The sequence below is a fragment of the Embleya scabrispora genome, from assembly GCF_002024165.1.
GTDB classification, from domain to species: Bacteria; Actinomycetota; Actinomycetes; order Streptomycetales; family Streptomycetaceae; genus Embleya; species Embleya scabrispora_A.
On the sequence record NZ_MWQN01000001.1, the window covers coordinates 6,733,021 to 6,753,509 of the forward strand.

Sequence of the window (20,489 nt, forward strand, 5' to 3'; positions counted from 1 at the left end):
CCCCCGGACGGGGCCGAGGGCTCCGGCGGGGCGTGGTTCAGGGCAGCGTCAGGATCTGCGGGCCGTCCTCGGTGATCGCGATGGTGTGTTCGATGTGCGCGGCGCGGGAGCCGTCGGCGGTGTGGAACGTCCAGCCGTCCCGGGCGGTGTAGCACGCGTCCTTGCCGCCGGCGAGCAACATCGGCTCCAGGGCCAAGGTTAGGCCGGGGCGCAGCGGCATGCCGCGTCCGGGGCGGCCCTCGTTCTGTACGTGCGGGTCCTCGTGCATCGTGCGGCCGATGCCGTGGCCGCCCCAGTCGCGCGGCATGCCGTAGCCGGCCCCGCGGGCGACCGCGCCGATCGCGGCGGAGATGTCGCTCAACCGGCCGCCGGGTACGGCCGCCGCGATGCCGGCTTCCAGCGCGCGCCGGGTGTCGGCGATCAGCGTCAGGTCCTTCGGGCGCGGCGTGCCGACGGTGAAGGTGATCGCGGCGTCGCCGGTCCAACCGCGCAGGGTCGCGCCGCAATCGATGCTCACCAGGTCGCCGTCGCGCAGCCGGTAGTCGGTCGGGATGCCGTGCACCACGGCGTCGTTGACCGAGGCGCAGATCACGCCCGGGAACGGGACGGGTGCGAACGACGGCCGGTAGCCCAGGAACGGGGACGTGGCCCCGGCCTCGCGCAGGATCGTGTGCGCGACCTCGTCCAGTTCCTTCAGCGACACGCCGATGGCGGCGGCCTTGCGGGTCGCCTCCAGGGCCTGCCCCACGACTGCCCCGGCCTCGCGCATCGCGGCGATTTCGGCTCGGGTCTTGATTTCGACCACGGGTCCCCTCCTCGACCAATTCTTATACCGGTATTAGTATCACGGTCATGGTGCGAACCCCACTGACCCCACTGGAACGAGCGCGCGGCCTGCAACTGGGCGCGCTCCTGCGCGGCGCGCGCGGCGAGCGCAGCATCGGCCACGTCGCCGTCGCGGCCGGACTGTCACCGGAGACGCTGCGCAAGATCGAGACCGGCCGGGCGCCGACCCCCGCGTTCTTCACGATCGCGGCGCTGGCCGCGGAGCTGGGACTGTCGCTGGACGAGGTCGCGGCGGTGTGCGCGATCCCCGATCCGGACGCGCTTTCCGCCTAGGTTTGGTCAGCGCGCCGGGCGGAGCAGCGTTTCGATGTTCTGTACGAGCAGGTCGATCGTGAAGGCGAACTGTTCGTCGACCGAGTCCACCGGGGCCGCCGCGGCGACGCGGGTGGTGGTGGGCAGGTCGGCGGGCGGGTCCGCCGGGAGCCAGGCGGCGGGGGCGGCGTCCCAGGTCGGCGGGTCGAGGCCGGCCGGCGGCGCGTCGTGCCAGGCGTCGTTGAGCCGGACGAAGGCCGCGACGCGCAGGACCAGTTCGCGGAAGATCCGGTTCGCGGTCGCCGGATCCAGGCCGATGGCGACCAGGAAGGTCAGGATCGCCTCGTTGTTGCGCAGCGTGCGGGGGTGCACGGCGGCGGTCAGGTTCTCGTCGACGGCGATGGTCACCGCGCGCGGGTGCAGGCGGTACCACGCGCGCATCGCGGCACACAGCTCGCGCACGCCGTCGGCGGGTCGGGCCGGGTCCAGGGGCGGGATCCGCCAGTCGGACTGCCAGGCCAGCGCGGCCAGTTCGAGCACGGCGCGGCGGTCGGCGGCGTAGTTGTACAGCGCGCGCGGCGACACGCCCAGGTGTGCCGCGAGTGAGCGCATGGTCAACTCGGCCCCGCCGTCGCGCGCGACCAGCTCCAGCGCGGCGCGGCCGATGCCCTCGCGGGTGAGGGTGGGCCGCCCGCCGCGATGGGTGGGGCGCTTGCGGGTGGGGCCGGTGGACATGGGGCCACAATAGGCGCCGCCGCCCGCCCGCTCCGGGCCTATCCCTCGTCGGCGGGGTGCAGATCGCGCTGCCGGACCAGGGCCAGGGCGAGGGCCGCGGTGGTCAGGGCCAGTGCGGCGACGGTGTACATCACCGTCGAGGCGCCCGCCGCGTACGCGTGGTCGATCGCCGCCGACACGGCCTCGCCGGCGTGGGCCGGCGTCGCCTCGCGGATCCGGTCCGTGTCCCCGTTGTGTGCGGCGGCCACGATCTCGGCGCGGATCGGGTCCGGTACGCCCGCCGGCGTACCGAACTCCGCGTCGAATCGAGCCGAGAACGGTACGCCCAGCACGGCGATGCCCACCGCCGCGCCGATCGGGAACAGTCCGTTCGCCGTCCCGGAGGCCATTCCGGCGCGCTCGACCGGCACCGTGTTCACCGCGATCGACATCACCGGGCTCGATGCGAGGCCACCGCCGACGCCCCAGACGAACAGGCCGGGCAGCAGTGCCGGCCAGGACGCGTCGGGGACGAACACCAGGCCCATCAGCAGCGCGCCGAGCGCGAGGCCGGCGAAGCCCGCCGCGATGACGTGTGCCGCCGCGAAGCGCTCTTGCAACCGGCCGGAGACCAGGCCCAGGGACAGCTGTGGGACGAAGATCGGCAGCAGGAGCAGCCCGGACTCCAGCGGCGACAGGTCCAGCGCGCCCTGGAAGTAGAGCAGGAAGTACACCGACGAGCCGACCGTCACGAAGCGGGACAGGAACGAGATCGACAGCGCGCCGACGAAGGTTGGGATCCGGAACAGCGTCAGGTCCAACATCGGTGCCGCCGCCCGCCGTTCGACAACGACGAAGCCGGCCAGCAGGAGCGCGACGCCGGCGAAGCCGCCCAGCGTCGCGGGTGCGGTCCAGCCCACCGCGTCGCCGCGCGTGACGGTCAGGTTCAGCAGCCCCCACATGAGCACGAGCGCCGCCGCGCCCAGCCGGTCGATCGGCCCGGCCTGCGGCGCCGGCCGGACCCGGGGCAGCCTCGCCGCGGCCAGGGCGAACGCGAGGATCCCGATCGGGACGTTGACCAGGAACATCCATCGCCAGTTCGCCACGTCCACGAGCAGCCCGCCGAGCAGCGGGGCCACCGCCGCGCAGGCGCCCAGGGTCGAGCCCCACGTCGCGATGGCCATGTTGCGGCGTTGACCCCGGTACGCCTGAGCGATCAGCGGTAGTCCGGTGGCGAGCAACATCGCCGCGCCGATGCCCTGGAGGCCGCGAAAACCGTCCAGGACCAGGATGTTCGGGGCCAGTCCGCAGGCGAGCGAGGACAGCGTGAACAGGGCGATACCGGCCAGGAATACCGGCCGCCGGCCGATCCGGTCGGACACGCTGCCGGCGGTCTGCAGGAACGCGCCGAAGGTCAGCGAGTAGGCCACGATCACCCATTGCAGGCCGGTCAGCGAGCCGTTCAGGTCGTCCTGGATGCGGGGCAGTCCGACCGAGACCATCGTGATGTCCACGACCAGGAGCACCGAGGCGACGGTGACCAGGATCAGCACGAGCCGCGCGTTCTTGTCGGCGTCGGTCGTGTCGGTCGGATGCGCGGCGAGATCCGCACGTGCGTCCTCGGCCATGCGGCCACCCCCGGGATCGTGAAGTAAGGCTTGCCTAAGTCATCTTGGCGAGGGGTGTACCTTGAAGTCAACATGTGTGAAGTTCAAGAGGGGCGGCAGTACCTGGCAGGCTTGTCGTCGGGCGACGCCGCGCCGGCGAGCGAGCCCGTCGCCGAACAGGAGCCCGATCCGTGTCCGAGTCCGAACCGATGCCGCATGCCGAAACCCTCGCCTGGTTGCGGGAGATCGTCGGTGACCTGCCGGTCGAGCCCATGGGGGTCGGCGCCGCGAACCGGCTCTACACGGTCGGCGATCTGGTCCTGCGGGTCTTCCACGACACGGAACGACTGGCCCGGGACCCGTGGTACCGCCCCGAGCGGGAGGCCCGCACGCTGCGTCTGCTTGCCGAAACCCCGGTGCCCGCACCGGAGTTGGTCGCGGCGCGATTGGTGGGGGCGGAGCCGGCGCTGTTGACCACGCGGGTGCCGGGCACGCCGGAGCCGCCGGCGGACCCGGCCGTACTGCTGAGCCGGGCGGCCGAGGTGTTGGCGGCGATCCACGCGGTCGACGCGAGCGGTGCGGATCCGGTGGAATACGCCACCTACTACGATCCGGCCGTCGACGGGGCGCGGACGGTACCGGCGTGGACCACCCGTCCGCACGTGTGGCAGCGCATGTTCGCCGCGCTCGCCGAGGAACCGCCGCGGCCGGCCGCGCCGGGGTTCATCCACCGGGACTTCCACGGCGGGCAACTGCTGTGGCTGGGCGAGGAGATCGGCGGCGTGGTCGACTGGACCACGGGCTGCGTCGGTCCGCGCGGCGTGGACCTGGCCCGGATGCGGCTCAACCTGGCGCTCACCCACGGGGTGGCGGTGGCGGAGGAGTTCCTGCCCGCATATGCGAAGGCCTCCGGTCGTGCGGTGGAGCACCATCCGTACTGGGATCTGCTGGACGCGGGGGACGCGCTCCTGGATTGGCCGGAGCCTCGCGCGGGCGCGGAACTGGTCGAATGGCAGCGGTTCGAGGCGTGGGTGGGGCGGGCGGTCAGGGCGTTGGCCCAGAGGTGAGCACGGGTTGCGGTTGCGCCTGGGTCGGGCCGGGTTTGGTGTGCCCACCCGCTCCACCCGTTGCCTCGTGCGACCACGCTGAGGTTTCGAGGCATCGCCGACGCCGACCCGGCCCCGCAGCCGAACCCCTCCGACACGCCGGCCCCCGGACGTGGGTCGCCCCGCGCGCCCCTTCGGCGTCAGCCGTGAGTGGCGCGGGTTGCGGTTGCGCTTGGGTCGGGTCGGGTTTGGTGTGCCCACCCGCTCCACCCGTTGCCTCGTGCGACCACGCTGAGGTTTCGAGGCATCGCCGACGCCGACCCGGCCCCGCAGCCGAACCCCTCCGACACGCCGGCCCCCCGGACGTGGGTCGCCCCGCGCGCCCCTTCGGCGTCAGCCGTGAGTGGCGCGGGTTGCGGTTGCGCTTGGGTCGGGTCGGGTTTGGTGTGCCCACCCGCTCCACCCGTTGCCTCGTGCGACCACGCTGAGGTTTCGAGGCATCGACAACGCCAACCGGGCCTCGCAGCCGAACCCCTCCGACACGCCGGCCCCCAGGACGCGGGTCGCCCCGAGCCCCCCTCGGCGCGTCAGCGCCCACGACCCGGGCCGCCCACGCGATCGACGCGCGAAGCGCGGAGAGCGGCGGAGCCGCCGCTTGTTTTTTGGGCTGGGCGACCCGGAGCGAAGCGGAGGGGCGCACAGCCGCGAGTGGGGTGCCGCTTTTCTGCGGAGGAGCGAAGCGGGGGAGCAGAAAAGCGGTGCCTCGCGAGCCGGCGCGAAGCGCCCAATAAAGGGCAACGCTGCGGCCACGTCTTGGGCTTCCCGTGTCGCTCGCGTCGCGTCTTGGGCTTCTCGTGTTGCTTGCGTTGTGTCTTGGGCTTCTCGTGTTGCTTGCGTTGTGTCTTGGGCTTCTCGTGTCGCTTGCGTTGCGTCTTGGGCTTCTCGTGTCGCTTGCGTTGCGTCTTGGGCTTCCCGTGTCGCTCGCGTCGCGACTGGGGCTTCCCGTCTCGCTCGCGTCGCGACTGGGGCTTCCCGTCTCGCTCGCGTCGCGACTGGGGCTTCCCGTGTCGCTCACGTTGCGTCTTGGGCTTCCCGTGTCGCTCGCGTCGCGCCTCGGGCTTCCCGTCTCGCTCCCGTCGTGCCTCGGGCTCCCGTCTCGCTCCCGTCGCGCCTCAAGCTCCCCGCTTCGGCTTGCGTTGGGGCCCCTGTCGACGACGTCGCTCGCATTGTGGCCTCGGTTGTCTGTTGCGACGGGGATTCGCCCGGAGGCTAGGCGACCGGGTGTTTTGTGGGCTCGGGGGATCGGGCTTCCTGGGCGGCTTCCTGCTCTTGGGCTTTCCCTGTGCGGTTCGGGAGGATCAGGGCGACCAGGACTGTGCCGGCTGCCAGGATGATTCCGCCGATCAGGCTGGTGTGGGCCACCGCCTGGGTGAAGGCGTGGTCGGCGGCCTGGACCAGGGCCTGGGCCTGCTGGGGGCCGGCGACGTGGCCCACCTGTTCCGCCGCGGCCAGGGCGCCACCGATCGAGTCCTGGGCCACGCTCATCGCCTCCGGCGGCAGCTTGCCGTCGACGGCCTTGGTCAGCTCCGACTCGTACGAGGTGGCCAGCACCGAGCCCAGGATCGCGATGCCGAGGGCGCCGCCGAGTTCCACCGCGGTGTCGTTCACGCCGCCACCCGCGCCCAGTTCGTTCTCCGGGAACGAGCCCATGATCGCCTCCGTGCAGGGCGACACGCTCAGCCCGATCGCGAGGCCGAGCAGGAGCAGCGGGGCGAGGAAGTCGGTGTAGCCGGAGCCGTCCGAGACCCGGGTCATCAGCAGCACCCGAGGGTGCCGAGGGCCATCCCGCCGGTCACCGTCACCCGCATGCCGAGCCGAGGGGTGAGCTGCCCGGTGGCGATCGCGCCCAGGCAGACCGCGCCGGCCAGCGGGAGCAGTCGTACGCCGGTCTCCAGCGGGGTGTAGCCGAGCACGAACTGGAGGTGCTGGGTGAGGAAGTAGATCGCGCCGAAGGTGCCCAGGAAGAACAGCAGTACGGCGAGCATCGACCCGGAGAAGACCCGCTCGCCGAACTTGCGCAGATCGAAGATCGGGCGCGGGTGCCGCAGTTCCCAGCCGATGAACGAGCCGAGCCCCAGGACGAAGAGGACCAGCGCGGTCACCGGGCCGGTGCCCCAGCCGAAGTGCGGGCCCTCGATGATCGCGTACACCAGCGAGCCGAGCGTGACGATGGACAGCGCGCCCCCGACCAGGTCGAGCCGGCCGTAGTCGTGCGCCTTCGACGGCGGGACCACGAACAGCGCGGCGACCACGGCGATCAGCGCGACGGGCACGTTGATCAGGAAGGTCGAACCCCACGCGTGGCGCTCCAGGAGCCAGCCGGCGATCAGCGGGCCGAGCGCGATCGCCAGGCCCGAGGTCGCGGTCCACGCGGTGATCGCCCTGGCCCGCTCGCTGCGCGGGAAGGAGGCGACCAGCAGGGACAGGGTCGCGGGCATGATCACCGCCGCGCCCAGGCCCATTCCCGCGCGGGCGATGATCACGCCGCTGGTCGAGTGCACCAGGGAACCGGCGACGGAGCCCGCGGCGAACACCACCAGGCCGGTGATGAGCGCGCCGCGCCGGCTGTACTTGTCGCCGATCGCGCCGAGCACGAGCATCAGCGCCGCGTACGGGACGGTGTAGGCGTCGATCACCCATTGCAGGTCGCGGCTGGACAGGCCCAGGTCGCGGGTCATGTCGGGGGCCGCCACGATCAGCGAGGTGTTGGCCATGACGATGATCAGCAGGCTCAGGCAGAGCACGCCCAGGGCCCACCAGCGGCGGGGGTACGGCCGGTCCATGCGATCGACCGGCGTGGTGGCGAAGACGGACATCGAACGCCTTTCTGGGCGGGCGGCCGGCGCAGCCGCAGTAATTGCACAACGATGTGCAACTTAGTTGATTGCACATGGCTGTGCAAATATCGTGGAACGAGTCGGGTGAATCGGGCGATTCGCTGCGTCGGAGCGGAGTGTCGGTGCCGACGGGCCCGGATCTCTGGCAGGCTCCAGGTCACCCCAGGGAGGAACGCGCGATGGAGACGAGACCGGGCGTCGGACGGATTCCGGCCGGTGCCGCAGCGATCGGTGACGCGCCCGGGGCGCCCACGGCCCCGAGTACGCCGCCGCGTCGGCGCAACGCGCAGTCGAATCGGGAACGGATCCTGGCGGTGGCCCGCGGCGAACTGATCCGCGACGCCGACGCGTCGATGGACGACATCGCACGCGCGGCGGGGGTGGTACGGCGCACCGTGTACGGGCACTTCCCGAGCCGGGAGGCGCTGATCGCCGGTCTCGCCGAGGAGGCGCGACGGGACATCCTGGCCGCGGTCGAGGGGGCGCGGCGGGCGGGCGACTCGCCCGAGGAGGCGGTGGCGCGGTTCGATCTCGCCGCGTGGGAGGGCGGGGAGCGTTATCGGCTGCTGATCAGCTTCGCCCAGCGCAACCTGGAGGACGGCGGAATCCCGGCCATGCTGGCACCGGTCCGGGAGCGCTCGATCGAGCTGATCACGGCCGGGCAGCGCAGCGGCGTGTTCGCCGACCACCTGCCCGCGTCGGTGCTCGCGCTCGCGCTGGAGGGGATGTGCGTCGCGCTCCTCCAAGCGGCCGAGACCGACATCGTGGTCACCGCCGAGGACCAGGCGGTGGCGGCCTTGGTGGCCCTCGGCGTACCGGCCCCCGAGCGGTCGAGGTGGTCGCCCGAGTGGTCGCGACCAACCAGGCCTGACCCGAATCGGCCGGCCGCCCTCACCGCCCGCCCTCACCGCCCGCCCTCACCGCCCGCCCCCGGCGGGTCGTTCGTGGTGTGGATCAGGCGTGGGTCAGCGCATGTCGGTGATCAGGGCCGGCAGGTCTCGCATCGACTTGAAGACGGTGGTGGTCGGGCCCTCCAGCAGGTGTGAGGGGACCAGGTCGCCCGCGTAGGCGAACGAGCGCATGCCTGCCGCGCGGGCGGCGCGTAGGCCGTTGAGGCTGTCCTCGACGACGACGCAGTGTTCCGGGGAGACGCCCATGCGGGCTGCGGCGTGCAGGAAGACGTCGGGGGCGGGCTTGCCGTGAGCGACCTCGGTCGCGCTGAATATCCGGCCCGCGAAGCGATCGTGGAGGCCGGTGCGGCCGAGGGTGTGGGCCATCTTGTCGTGGCTGCCGCTGGAGGCCACGCACGTGGGCAGACCCAGGTCGGCGAGGGTGTCCACGGCGTACTCGATGCCCTCGACCGGACTCAGGCCCGCGTCCACCTCGTCCCGATGCCGCGCCTCGAAGCCCCGGGTCCACTCGGCGGCCACATCCGGCCCGACCCGCTCGGCGATCTGCTCGGCGATCGCCGCCGACGAACGGCCCACGAACCGCTCGATCACGTCGGCGGGGGTCAGCGGCCAGCCGTGCTCGGCGCCCAGCGCCACGTGCACCCGGATGGCGATCGGCTCGCTGTCCACGAGGACGCCGTCACAGTCGAAGATGACAAGTCCGACAGAGTTGATCATGAACGGGAGCATAGGGCGTGCGTGCCGGCCCCGACCCCCGGCCACGACCCCGTCCCACGACCCCGTCCCCGTTCCCGTTGCGCTACGCGCCGGGGACCCGAGCGAGCAGTGGCGCCGTATCGGTGCCCGCCGGCAGGGTGCCGAAGGCGTGGCCGCCCTCGCGGGCCAACCGCGTCGCGCAGAACGCGTCGGCCGCCGGGCTCGCGTACCGCACGAGCAGCGCGCCCTGGAGCAGCACCGCCATCGACTCCACGATCCGCCGGGCCCGGAACTCCGCCTCGCTCGGATCGGCCAACTCCTTGCGCAGCGCCGCGGCCGCCGCGTCGAGCCGGCGATCCTCCCCGGCGACCGCGCCGATCTCGGCGAAGTACGCGTCCACGCACGCCGGTTCGCGCGCCATCGCGCGCAACGCGTCGAGCGCGGCGACATTGCCGGAGCCCTCCCAGACGGACACCAACGGCGCCTCCCGGTACAGCCGGGGCAGCCCCGACTCCTCGACGTAGCCGTTGCCGCCCAGGCACTCCAACGCCTCGGCCGCGTGCATCGGACCGCGCTTGCACACCCAGTACTTCGACACCGCGACCGCGATCCGGCGAAACGCCGCCTCGGCCGGATCCCCGCGCAGCGCCCGGTCGGCCGCGCCGGCGAGCCGCATCGCCACCGTGGTCGCCGCCTCGGACTCGATCACCAGGTCGGCCAGCACGTTGCGCATCAGCGGCTGGTGGATCAGCGCCGCGCCGAACGCCCACCGGTGCGCCGCGTGGTGCGCCGCGCGGACCGCGCCGACCCGCATTCCGACGGCCGCGCCGATCACGCAGTCGAGCCGGGTGGCGTTGACCATGGTGACGATGGTCCGCACCCCCTCGCCCTCGGCGCCGACGAGGCGGGCGTAGGCGCCCTCGTACTCGATCTCGGCCGACGCGTTCGACCGGTTGCCGAGCTTGTCCTTGAGTCGCATCAGCCGGAACGTGTTGCGCGTGCCGTCCGGGAGCACCCTGGGCACCAGGAAGCAGGACAACCCGCCCGGAGCCCGGGCCAGGGTCAGGAACAGGTCGGACATCGGCGCGGAGGTGAACCACTTGTGCCCGGTCAGCCGGTACGACCCGTCCGCCGTCGCGGCCGCGAGCGTGGTGTTGGTCCGTACGTCGGAGCCGCCCTGCTTCTCGGTCATCGACATGCCGGCCAGCAGCCCGCGCTTGGCGGCCGGCTCGCGCAACCCGAAGTCGTACGTCCGCTCCGCCAGCAACGGCTCGTAGCGCTCGGCCAGTTCCGGCTCGACCCGGAGCACCGGCACCGCCGCGTAGGTCATCGACAGCGGACACATGTGCCCCGCCTCGACCTGACCCCACGCGTACAGCTTCGCCGCGCGCGCGACGTGTGCGCCGACCCGGTCCTCGCGCCACGGGCTTGCGTGCAGGCCGTGTTCGATCGCGACGGTCATCAACTCGTGCCAGGCCGGGTGGAACTCGACCTCGTCGATGCGGTGCCCGGTGCGGTCGTGGCTGCGCAGGATCGGCTCGTGCTCGTTGGCCAACCGGCCCCACTCCTGCGCCGGTTCGTCCCACGCACGCAGGCCGAGTTCGCGCACCTCGGCCTCGGCCCAGCCCGCCCGCTCGCGGTGCAGGGCCTCGAACAGGGCCGGGTCGGCGGCTGCCTCCCGCGCGGTCGGAGCCGGGACCTGATTGGTGACCTCGTGCGTCGGCATGTCCGGTAGTCAAGCAGTGCTACGCGTCGGTAACAAGGGTCGCGCGGCCGCGCGGCGCACGTGTCGCAACGCGTGCGGCCGGCCGTCCCGGGGCGGCCGGCCGTCGATAGGCTCGGGCGATGATCTCCGTAGGCGAACTGATCCATTACCCCGTCAAGGGCTGCGCCGGCATCCCGGTGGAGCGGATCTCGCTCACCCCCGCCGGGCTCGCCCACGACCGGGCCTTCATGGTGACCGATCCGGACGGCGTCTTCCGCACCCAGCGACGGGATCCGCTCCTGGCGTCGATCCGACCGGAGATCGACGCCGACGGTACGCGGCTGACCCTGCACCGGCCGGACGCCGACCCGGTCGCGATCGAGGTGGACACCGACGGCCCGCGCCGGGACGTGGACCTGTTCGGCAATCCCTATCTGGGCATCGACCAGGGCGACGGCCCGGCCGCGTGGTTGTCGGACGCGCTCGGCGTGCCGAGCCGGCTGGTCCGGGTACCGCCGGAGCACGACCGGGTGACCGACGGCGCGATACCGGGCACCTGCGGCTACGCGGACAGTTCGCCCCTGCACGTGCTCTCCCGCGCCTCGCTCGCGCTGCTGAACGCGCGCCTTGCCGAGCGCGGGGAGGCGCCGCTGCCGATGAGCCGCTTCCGGCCGAACGTCGTGGTGGACGGCTGGGCCGAACCGCACACCGAGGACCGGATCCGCCGATTCACGCTCGGCGAGGCCGAACTGGGCTACGCCAAGCTCGCGATCCGGTGCGCGGTCACCCTGGTCGACCAGCGGACGGGGGCCAAGGCCGGCCCGGAACCGCTGCGCACCTTCGCCGGATACCGCCGCGCGCCGCAGGGCGGGGTGGCGTTCGGCGGCAAGTTCGCCGTGCTGCGCCCCGGCAAGGTGGCGCTGGGCGACGAACTCACGGTCACGGAGTGGGGCGAATCGGAGATGTAGCCGGATCGGCGCGGCCGGGCAGCAGGACGACACCGATGAAACGCACGGCGCTCGTGCCGTCGTTGCGGTAGGTGTGCGGGCGGTCGGCGGCGAAGCGGGCGCAGGCGTCGGCGGGCACGTCGACGCGGGTGCCCGCCACGTCCAGGGTGAGTACGCCGGCCAGGACCGTGAGCAACTCGCGGACGCCCGTACCGTGCGGTGCGCTGACGTGTGCGTCGCCCGGGGCCAGGGTCCAGCGCCACAGCTCGGCCGACACGGGCGGGTCGCTGCCGATCAACAGGTCGCCGTGGCCGCCGTGTTCGCCCCGCCACAGCCGGGTCCCGCCCGCTGCCGGCACCACCTCGACGAGGGGAGCGGGCGCCCCGTCGACCAGACCGGTGAGCGGCAGGCCGAGGGCGTCGGCGATCCGGGCCAGGGTGAGCACACCCGGGTTGCCCCGGCCCTGCTCGACGCCCACGAGCGCGCCCTTGCTCAGGCCGCTGCGGGCCGCGAGCGCCTCCAGGGACCATCCGTGCGCGGTGCGCGCGGCGCGTACGTTGGCCGCGATCGCCCGGCTGACCGCCGGTCGACCGGGATCGGCCGACTGGTCATTATTCTGCTCCATGCGGTCTACTGTAGTGGACCGCGGCCTGGCTGCGGTCGCCGTGGTGCCGGGCCCGGCCGCAGGTCGCCGTCTTCCGAGGAGAACCCGAACGTGCTCACGTCCATCACCATCGACCCCGCCGTCCACGCGCTGCGCCCCGACGCGGTGGTGCTCGCGCTGGTGGCCACGGGTCTGCCCGGCGGCCCGAGCGACGACGAATCGCGGGCGGCGCTGGCCGAGGCGACCCTGACGCTGCCCGCCGGCCCGCCCGAGGAGCACCCGAACGTGGCCGCGTGGCGGGAGGCGTACCGGGCCTTCGGCGCCAAGCCGCAACGCACCCGCTGCTCGGTGGAGGCGCTGATGCGCCGCGGCGGGCTGCCGGAGGTCAACCGCCTGGTCGACCTGTACAACGCGGTCTCGGTGCGCCACGTGCTCCCGGTCGGCGGCGAGGACCTGGCCCGCTACCGCGGTGCGGCCCGGCTGATCCGGGCCGAGGGCACCGAGCCGTTCGAGGTCCTCGAGGCGGGGGAGCCGGCGATCGACCACCCCGCGCCGGGAGAGGTGGTCTGGCGCGACGACGAGGGCGTCACGTGCCGTCGGTGGAACTGGCGCCAGTGCGTGCGCACCCGGATCACCGAGCACACCACCGAGGCGCTGTTCCTGTTCGAGCGCCTGGCGCCGATGACCCTGGACGCGCTGCAGGAGGCGGGCGAGGACCTGACCAAGCGGCTGCGCGACCTGGACCGGGCCGTCCGGGTCGAAAGCCGCCTTGTCGGAGCCTGAGCCGGTCGATGCCTCAACCGGTCGGTCCTCAACCGGTCGGAGCCGGAGCCGGTCGGAGCCGCAGCCGGCCGAGGCCCGAACCGATCGGGTCCGGAGTCGGCCGGGGCCCGACAGTCGGGACCCGACCTAGACCGACGGAGGCAGCGGGCCGACGTACACCCACGCGCCCTCGTGCCGGACGAAGCGGCTGTGCTCGCGCACCGCACCCCGGTTGCCGCGTTCGAGGTAGGTCGCGGTGAACTCGACCGTGCCCTCCTGGTGGAACGAGCCGCCGTCGGTGCTCCCGTGCACTTCCAGGCCCAGCCAGCGGGTGCGGTCGTCGAGGCCGACCCGGTCCGGCCGCGTGTCCGGGTGCCAGGTGCGCAGCAGGTAGGGCTCGTCGCCGACGACGAAGGCGCTGTAGCGCGAGCGCATCAGCGACTCGGCGGTGGGCGCGGGGGAACCCGCGTGGCGGGCGCCGCAGCACTCGCGATAGGTCGCGGACAGGCCGCAGGGGCAGGGCGAGGCGGCGGTGACGGCGTCCGGTCGGGGCCGCGGGGTGCGTCGGGGCATGACCCGATTCTGGCCCATCCGGTGGGTGCGGAAGCCGGGGGCCACGTCGCGGGCCCGGTCGGGCGCGCGTCAGGCGGGCGCCCGACAGGGACCCGGCAGCAGGTCCCGGATCATCGCCTCCCACTCGTCGGTGCTCGGCGGCGCGTCGGTGAGCAGGGCCTGGATGAGCAGCCCGTCCAGGGCGCCGACGAAGACCCGGACCCGAACCGGATCACCGCTGAAGCGCAGCGCGAAGTCGGTGACGGCGGCCGTCCAGTGGTCGGTCGACTCGCGCAACTCCGGCCGGCGGGCGGCGAGCAGGAACAACTCGTACTCGGCCACCAGTCGGCCGGGGGCGGTGCAGATGTGCCGGAGGTGCTCGGCCAGCGCGCGCCGGGGGTCGCCGGGGGTGTCGACCAGCCCCCGGATATGCGCCGCGTCCTCGGTCATACAGGTGGTGAGCGCGGCGGTGAGCAGGTCGTCGACGCCGGCGAAGTAGTACGTGGACGCGCTGGTGGGCAGGCCCGCCTCGCGCGAGACGGAGCGGTGGCTGACCCCCGCGGCGCCGTCCCGCTCGACCACCCGCAGGGTGGCCTCGATCAGCGCGCGGCGCCGGCGTTCGCCCTTGGCCCGCCGGCCGTCGACGGCTTCCCCGGTCAGTGGGACTCACCTTCTCGTACCGGTGCGGCCTGGGGCAGCGAGCCGCCGTGCGCGACGGTCGTGCCGACCACGCGCGGGGCGGTGCGCCGCAACACACGGTATCCACCGAGTGCCATCGCGACCGCCACGAGGGCCGCGCCGACCGCGACGCCGAAGCCGGCCCGGGCGCCGAAGTGGTCCACGATCAGACCGGACAGCGAGGAGCCGGTGGCCACGCCGATGCCGATGCCGGTGGTGGTCCAGGTCATGCCCTCGGTCAGCCGCGCGGGCGGGACCAGGCGCTCGACCAGGCTGACCGTGAGGATCATGGTGGGCGAGATGGACATGCCCGCGACGAACACGGTCGCCGCGAGCGCGGGCAGGTTGCCCACGAACAGCAGCGGCAGGATGGTGACCGCGGTGCCGCCCACGCTGATCAGCAGCATCCGGGGCAGCGGGGCGGCGAACTTGAACGCGCCGAACGCGATCCCGGCGATGCAGGAGCCGGCCGCGTAAGTGGCCAGCACGAAGCTCGCGTTGCTGCGCTGGCCGTGCTCCTCGGCGAAGGCGATGGTCACCACGTCGACGGTGCCGAAGATGGCGCCGATCGCGATCAGGGTGACCACGAGCACCTGCAGCCCCCGGATCCGCATGACCGACGTGGTCGGGCCGGCGGCGCGCGGGTGCGGCGGGGGTTCGGTGCCGCGCTGCACGGTGAACAGCAGCACGCCGACGGCGAAGAAGACGATCGCGGCCAGCGGTCCCGCCTCGGGGAACGCGGAGACCGAGAGTTGCACGGCGATGATCGGGCCCAGGATGAAGCACAGCTCGTCGACCACGGACTCGAACGAGAACGCCGTGTGCAGGTGCGCCGAGCCGCGGTACAGGACCAGCCAGCGGGCGCGGACCATGGCCCCCATGCTGGGCATGCAGCCGGCCGGTACCGCGCACACGAACAGGGTCCACGCGGGGGCGTCGTAGCGGGCGCACAGCAGGAGGGCGCCCATCGCGAACACGCTGACAGCGGTGGCCGGGGGAAGTATTCGGCCCTGCCCGTAGCGGTCCACGATCCGCGACACCTGCGGCGCGATCAGCGCGGTGGCCAGGGCGAAGGTGGCCGCCACCGCGCCGGCCAGACCGTATTCGCCGCGCAGTTCGGAGAGCATGGTGACGATGCCGATGCCGGTCATCGAGATGGGCATGCGGGCGATGAAGCCGGCCGCCGAGAATCCCTTGGCGCCGGGCGCGGTGAAGATGTCTCGGTAGGGGTTGCGCACGGGAGTTCCCGTCGATAGAAAAATAAAGTGGGACGTTCGTTCCAGTTTCTATCACGGGAGAGGCGGCCGGCAAAGCGGCTTTCTCGGGGTTGTCGCGCGGGAGGCGTCGAGCACGCCGAGCCGGCCCGGGCGCGGTGACCGTCGGCCGCCGCGCCCGGGATGTCGGAATCGGGTGGTCAGGCCGGGTCGACGGTCCAGTCCGGGTGACCCGGCATCGGCGGGGTCTTGGCGCCGTACAGCCACGGGTCAGGAAGGGGGCGAGGTCGCGGTGGGCGACCTGTGAGGCGAGCCTCACGTAGTCGGCGGTGCTTGCGGCGCGGCCCCTGAAGCGGGTGGTCCAGGCCCGTTCGATCCGGGCGAAGGTGTCCGCGCCGACCTCGTTGCGCAGCGCGTAGAAGACCAGCGCCGAGCCGTCGTAGCGCATGCGCTTGAACAGGTTCGGCTCGGTGGGCTCGGCCGGCGCGCCGGTGTCCCGGCGCCAGATGTCGTGTTGCCGGTACGCCTCGCGCATCAGCGCCTCCAGGTTGGCGCCGCCGTTCTCCTCGCTGTAGACGCGTTCGTAGTAGCGGGCGTGGCCCTCGCTCAGCCACAGGTCGGACCAGCGCTCGATGGCCACGCTGTCGCCGGTCCACTGGTGCACCAGCTCGTGCACCATGTTGCGTTCGGCGTTGATCCTGTCGCCGAGCAGATCGCCCTTCGGGACCAGGGACAACCCCTGGGTCTCCAGCGCGACGCCGAGGTCGGTGTGCGCGACGAGCAGGCCGTAGCTGTCGAACGGGTACGGGCCGAGCTTGTCGCTCACCCAGGCCAGGTGTCGCGGGGTCAGCGAGCGGTACTGCTCGACCCGGTCGACCAGGTCCGGCGGGATCGCGTCGCGCAACCGGGTGCCGTCGGCGGCTTCGCCGTCGATCAGGGTGTACTTGCCGACGGCGAGTTGGAAGAGCTGGCCGGCCACCGGTTGCCGGCTGTCGTAGGTCCAGCGGGTGCGGCCGGGTGCGGCGGGGCGCTTGCGGACGAGGGTGCCGTTGGAGAGCGCGGTGAGGTCGTCGGCCGCGGTGATCTCGACCGTGGTGCGGGTGCGCAGGCTCGGGTGGTCGTTGCTCGGGAAGATCATCTTGGCGCCGTCGGGCTGCGGGTAGATCACCGTGCCGTCGGGGGTGGGGATCCAGCCGAACGTCTCGATGGCGTCGTCGCGGTGGCGCTGCTGGGTGGGGTCGGCGGTGTACTCGACCCGGACGGTGAACGAGCGGCCCTTGCGCAGCGGGCGGGCCGGGGTGATCACCAACTCGTCGCCGTCGCGGCGGGTTTCGGCCGGACGGCCGTCGACGGTGACCCGGCCGAGGGTGTTGCCCGCGAAGTCGAGGTCGAACCGGGACAGCGCCTGGGTGGCGGTGGCCTCCATGGTGGTGACGGCCGGGAACGCGACGCCGGGCGCCTGCCAGTCGAAGGCGAGGGTGTAGTGGTCGGCGCGGTAGCCGCCGTTGCCGCTCAGCGGGAACAGCGGATCGCCGATGCCGGGTGCGCCCGGGGTGGGCCGGGCGTCGGCGGCGTGGGCCACGGGGGCGACGGCGGTGGTGAGGGTGAGGGCGGTCGCGAGGGCGAGAAGGGATCCGACGGTATGGGGTCGACGTCTCATGGGCACCACCCTGTGCCGGCCCGATCGCCCGCGGTAGTGCCCCGCGCCCGGTTTCACCCGGCCGGCCCGGGAGTTCGCCCGAGCGGCGTGCGCCCGCGGTCGGGCCGGGGTCGGCCCGGGGTGGGTGCGAAGCTCGGACCGCAGCCTGTAGACCTTGTCCGTAGCTGACGAGATATCGGGCAGCACGCTCGAGCGGGATCAGGCTGTCGGGCCCGGATTCCTCAGACGTACGGGAGCGGGGCGTTCGGCCGCCCAGGCCGTCTCCCATGTGGCGAGAGCGTCTCGGCTGGCACAGGCGTCCAAAGCACGTAGGAGATCAGTGATGCGCGTGGCCGGACTGCGGTGAACCTTGTTCCAATGATCGTCGGCAACAGCCGCGCCGGGTCGCGTGGTGAGCAACGCGCGGAAGTCGCCTGGGTCGTCTTCGTTCAACGGGTACCCTCACAGCACGATCACGAGCGCGGTGGCGCCGGATTCGGAATGCCCCTCAGTTTCCCAAAGCCTGCGAAGGGCTGGCAACGCGAGGGCGTGCATGACGCCTGTCTCTGCTCCCTCAAGGCCCGGCCGGGACACCACCGCCTCTGTTCAGTGCTCGGCACGCGCGGCCGACACGCTCTGCGGCATGGCCCGCCGTGTCGCTTCGGTAGAGTCGGATGGAGTGCCGAAGTCGTGCTCGATTCTGCGCAAAAGAGGGCGGATATCCGCGAAGTTCGCACATAAACAGGCTTGTTCGGAAGCGCTGAGTAGGGCGGAAGCCGTCGTGGGCGACCCGAGCCCGTCCATGTCGTTCACCTGCACGATCTGCTGTCGCCCCAGGCCCCGACACAGCGCAGCCAACCGTGGATACGTCTGTCGACATCCGGGTGAGCCGGCTGCTTCCATGACGTAGTGACGGGCCAACCGCACAGGCCGTATGCGTAGTAGGGCATGTGGGCGCCCGAAGCGGAAGGCGGCTGGCCGTTCTGCCGCGTCGAGACCGCAGGAGCGCTCCGCGGGAAGCGGTGGACGCAACCGACACGCGTTTGATGTGTGGCGGCCCCGTTCGCGCAGAGTATTTGGATCAGGCAACGGCGGAGCCGGAGGGAGGTCCATCGCCTGAAAGCAATTCGGCAGCGTTATGTGCCTGCGAGGCGCAGCCCTCGGGCAGAAAATCGCTTGCCATGCCGTTCCAGCTGACCACGAGTTCGTCGCGAGCTCGGGTCGCGGCGACGAACAGCGTGGAGCGTGCCCGTTGCCGTTCCTGACGATAGCGATCGGGATTGGTGCGCCGGAAAGTCTCGATGCTCTGATGCGGTACCTGGCCGTCGCTGATGCCGGCGAGAAAGACGCGTTGGAATTCGAGGCCCTTGAAGCGGTGCATGGTGCCGATGCGCACACCGTCCACCTGGCCCGGACCAATCTTGCCGAGCTCGACGGTGGGGAGCCGGTAAGGGGCACTCTGGAGCGCGAAACTCAGCTGCTCGACAGCCATACCGTCGGGAACGCCGACGGCCATCGCCGAGTACGGGGTGCCGTACCGCTCGTGGCGTTCCTTGATCAGAGCGGCGACGGCGCTCATCTCGGTCCGCCAGTCGGGAGCACGCCAGTACTGGGGGGCAAGGCCGGTCAGCACGGAGCGGTACCCGTCGAGCGTGTCGACGCCGGCGTCCAGGTCGTCGAACTCGTGCCCGCAGACCAGTTCTCGGGCTCCGACCAGGATCTGTTGTGTGGTCCGGTAGTTGAGGGTGAGTCGCCGGGAGGCGCGTCCTCTCGTCTCGATGCCCAGGCGGCCGAGAACCACGTGATGGGCGTAGATTCGCTGGTGGGCGTCGCCGACCAGGAAGATGTCGTTGGCGGCCTGGGGAACCATGGCGCGCAGCATCCGCCAGTGGGACGCCGACAGGTCTTGCGCCTCGTCCACGACGATGTGCCGGTAGCGGAACCGAGGCGCGACATCGATGCTCGCGTCCTGTCGCGTGCGCCCGACGTTGTGCTGCTCCGACTCGGGACGAATCCTCGGTCCGACGGTCGAGCCGTTTACGCGGGCTTCCTCGATGCGTGCCGCCTGATCGGCGACGATCGCGTATGTGGTCGTGCGCGGCTGTTGTGACAGGTGCTCGCGATAGGCCTGCATCAGCTCCCAGACTCGGATCCGCTGGGGGCGCTGCAGTTGGCCGCGTCCCCTGCGCTCGGCTCTGTAGTAGAGCTGCGGCGTGTCACACCGTTGGGCGAGGATGACGTGCTGGAATTCCGAGTCCAGGAAGGCGGCATCGAGGTCGTAGCTGCCGGCTTCCAGGCACACGGTGTGCCATAGATCGAGCGCGGCTTGGTCGTCCAGTGGACGACCCGGCGGTTCGTTCCACGCCTCCACCAAGACTTCGCGGGCGAGTTGGTCGATGGATTTCACGTCGACACGACGGATCAGCTCCGCGCCGCCGAGCAGGCGCAGCCGCTCTTTGAGGTCGGCGGCGAGGTTCGTGTTGTAGGTGGTGAGCAGGACCGGCCGGGTGTCGCCGGGTGGCAGGCGGTCGACCAGGTGTTTCACGCGATGGAGCGCAACGACCGTTTTCCCGGTTCCGGGGCCTCCGGTGATTTTCGCCGAGCCCTTGAAGTCGACGCTTGCCAGGCGACGTTGCTCGGGGTGGAGAAAAAGCCGCCATGCCTCGAAGCCTTCGCCGAGCGCGTCCAGCACTGCCGGGTCCTCTGTGTCGACCTGGGAGACGGGTCGCCGTGCGGCCCGTTCCCAGTCGCCGGGATCGACATGTTCGTCGGTCCGCCAGGCACTGGTGATGTGACGCTGCACGTCATCCGGGTCCATGCCCGATCGCAGGGCGGTCAACACATCCTTTGTCAGCATCGGCAGGTTTCCGCCGAGCAGGGCGTCCAACTGTCGATCTTCGATGACTTGTCTCAACGCGGGCAACAGGTGGGCTGCGACGCCCAGTCGCGTCAGGGTGTCGTCGTCGTGCCGTGCGAACAGCGGGACGGGAAGGTCGTGAAGCGGTGCTTGGGGGGCGGTGGTCTGCGGGGCACCTGACGAGTTGGCACGTTCCGGCAGGGCGAGCACGTTGACGCTTGCCTCGGACTGGTCGACTAGCTCGATGCCGCCGGACACAGGGCTGATGTCGATGGTGATCCGGGCAAGTTCGTCTCGCGCGAGGGTGCCTTGGCGAAGGGCGAGAACGGTAAGGCGGTTCGCCTCCGTCTCCAGGAGCAACGCCATGCGCTGTCCGCCGAGTACCGCGAGAATCAGCCGCCCGTTGTCACCGGTAGCGCGGAGGGGGGACATCCGCAGTGAGCGATTGTTGCGATCGGCCCGCAGGCGCCGCACGAAGTCGCCTACCGCATCCTTGGCAGCGGGGCCCAATCGACGAAGGTCCTCGTGGGCTTGGGGTGAGACGGTGACTTTCGTCTTCATG

The 20,489-nt window shown here is 71.8% G+C and carries 15 protein-coding genes and 2 pseudogenes; 5 read left to right on the forward strand and 12 right to left on the reverse strand.

The features are described 5' to 3' along the window. Positions 1 to 37: 37 nt before the first annotated feature. Positions 38 to 805, reverse strand: a complete 768-nt coding sequence (gene map / locus B4N89_RS29645) for a type I methionyl aminopeptidase (RefSeq protein WP_078978827.1) — start codon at positions 803 to 805, stop codon at positions 38 to 40. 47 nt (positions 806 to 852) lie between these two features. Between map and B4N89_RS29650 the strand changes: the two genes are divergently transcribed. Further along, positions 853 to 1,119, forward strand: coding sequence for a helix-turn-helix domain-containing protein (locus tag B4N89_RS29650; protein ID WP_078978828.1), 267 nt, complete (start codon positions 853 to 855; stop codon positions 1,117 to 1,119). A gap of 6 nt (positions 1,120 to 1,125) precedes the next feature. Here B4N89_RS29650 and B4N89_RS29655 read toward each other — a convergent pair whose 3' ends face one another. Further along, positions 1,126 to 1,833: a TetR/AcrR family transcriptional regulator gene (locus B4N89_RS29655; RefSeq protein ID WP_078978829.1), complete on the reverse strand. Its 708-nt coding sequence runs from the start codon at positions 1,831 to 1,833 to the stop codon at positions 1,126 to 1,128. A 38-nt stretch (positions 1,834 to 1,871) separates the two neighbouring features. Further along, positions 1,872 to 3,440 (reverse strand): MFS transporter, encoded by a 1,569-nt coding sequence (locus B4N89_RS29660; RefSeq protein ID WP_078978830.1) that lies wholly within the window; start codon positions 3,438 to 3,440, stop codon positions 1,872 to 1,874. Positions 3,441 to 3,610: 170 nt separating this feature from the next. Between B4N89_RS29660 and B4N89_RS29665 the strand changes: the two genes are divergently transcribed. Continuing rightward, positions 3,611 to 4,486, forward strand: coding sequence for a phosphotransferase family protein (locus B4N89_RS29665; RefSeq protein WP_078978831.1), 876 nt, complete (start codon positions 3,611 to 3,613; stop codon positions 4,484 to 4,486). Positions 4,487 to 5,734: 1,248 nt separating this feature from the next. Here the strand turns inward: B4N89_RS29665 and B4N89_RS29670 are convergent. Next, positions 5,735 to 7,341: pseudogene (locus B4N89_RS29670) on the reverse strand (MFS transporter). 200 nt (positions 7,342 to 7,541) lie between these two features. Here B4N89_RS29670 and B4N89_RS29675 point away from each other — a divergent pair. Beyond that, positions 7,542 to 8,408, forward strand: a complete 867-nt coding sequence (locus B4N89_RS29675) for a TetR/AcrR family transcriptional regulator (RefSeq protein ID WP_078978832.1) — start codon at positions 7,542 to 7,544, stop codon at positions 8,406 to 8,408. Here the strand turns inward: B4N89_RS29675 and B4N89_RS29680 are convergent. Together B4N89_RS29680 and B4N89_RS29685 are read right to left on the reverse strand one after the other, a co-directional pair. Further along, positions 8,328 to 8,990: an HAD family hydrolase gene (locus tag B4N89_RS29680; protein WP_078979732.1), complete on the reverse strand. Its 663-nt coding sequence runs from the start codon at positions 8,988 to 8,990 to the stop codon at positions 8,328 to 8,330. The two genes, B4N89_RS29675 and B4N89_RS29680, sit on opposite strands and share 81 nt — an antisense overlap. A gap of 82 nt (positions 8,991 to 9,072) precedes the next feature. Then, positions 9,073 to 10,695, reverse strand: coding sequence for an acyl-CoA dehydrogenase family protein (locus B4N89_RS29685; protein ID WP_078978833.1), 1,623 nt, complete (start codon positions 10,693 to 10,695; stop codon positions 9,073 to 9,075). A 119-nt stretch (positions 10,696 to 10,814) separates the two neighbouring features. Between B4N89_RS29685 and B4N89_RS29690 the strand changes: the two genes are divergently transcribed. Further along, positions 10,815 to 11,642, forward strand: a complete 828-nt coding sequence (locus tag B4N89_RS29690) for an MOSC domain-containing protein (protein ID WP_078978834.1) — start codon at positions 10,815 to 10,817, stop codon at positions 11,640 to 11,642. Here B4N89_RS29690 and B4N89_RS29695 read toward each other — a convergent pair. Further along, complete coding sequence (locus tag B4N89_RS29695; protein ID WP_078978835.1) at positions 11,614 to 12,246, reverse strand: helix-turn-helix domain-containing protein; 633 nt, start codon at positions 12,244 to 12,246, stop codon at positions 11,614 to 11,616. The genes B4N89_RS29690 and B4N89_RS29695 overlap by 29 nt on opposite strands. Before the next feature lie 90 nt (positions 12,247 to 12,336). Between B4N89_RS29695 and B4N89_RS29700 the strand changes: the two genes are divergently transcribed. Beyond that, positions 12,337 to 13,008, forward strand: coding sequence for a B3/B4 domain-containing protein (locus tag B4N89_RS29700; RefSeq protein WP_078978836.1), 672 nt, complete (start codon positions 12,337 to 12,339; stop codon positions 13,006 to 13,008). 126 nt (positions 13,009 to 13,134) lie between these two features. On the opposite strand, the gene B4N89_RS29705 is transcribed toward B4N89_RS29700, so the two are convergent. From B4N89_RS29705 to B4N89_RS29725, 5 genes and pseudogenes are all read right to left on the reverse strand, one after another. Next, positions 13,135 to 13,560 carry a YchJ family protein gene (locus tag B4N89_RS29705; RefSeq protein WP_078979733.1) on the reverse strand — a complete coding sequence of 142 codons (426 nt, stop codon included), beginning with the start codon at positions 13,558 to 13,560 and terminating at the stop codon, positions 13,135 to 13,137. Positions 13,561 to 13,629: 69 nt separating this feature from the next. Next, entirely contained in the window at positions 13,630 to 14,121 is a 492-nt protein-coding gene (locus tag B4N89_RS29710; protein WP_161500858.1) for a TetR/AcrR family transcriptional regulator, read from the reverse strand. Between the two features lie 74 nt (positions 14,122 to 14,195). Beyond that, entirely contained in the window at positions 14,196 to 15,455 is a 1,260-nt protein-coding gene (locus B4N89_RS29715; RefSeq protein ID WP_078978838.1) for an MFS transporter, read from the reverse strand. A 310-nt stretch (positions 15,456 to 15,765) separates the two neighbouring features. After that, positions 15,766 to 17,091, reverse strand: a pseudogene (locus B4N89_RS53100) (M1 family metallopeptidase); the annotation flags it as partial. A 1,060-nt stretch (positions 17,092 to 18,151) separates the two neighbouring features. Next, a complete protein-coding gene (locus tag B4N89_RS29725; protein ID WP_161500859.1) occupies positions 18,152 to 20,488 on the reverse strand; it encodes a UvrD-helicase domain-containing protein in 2,337 nt (778 codons plus the stop codon). Position 20,489: the final 1 nt, after the last annotated feature.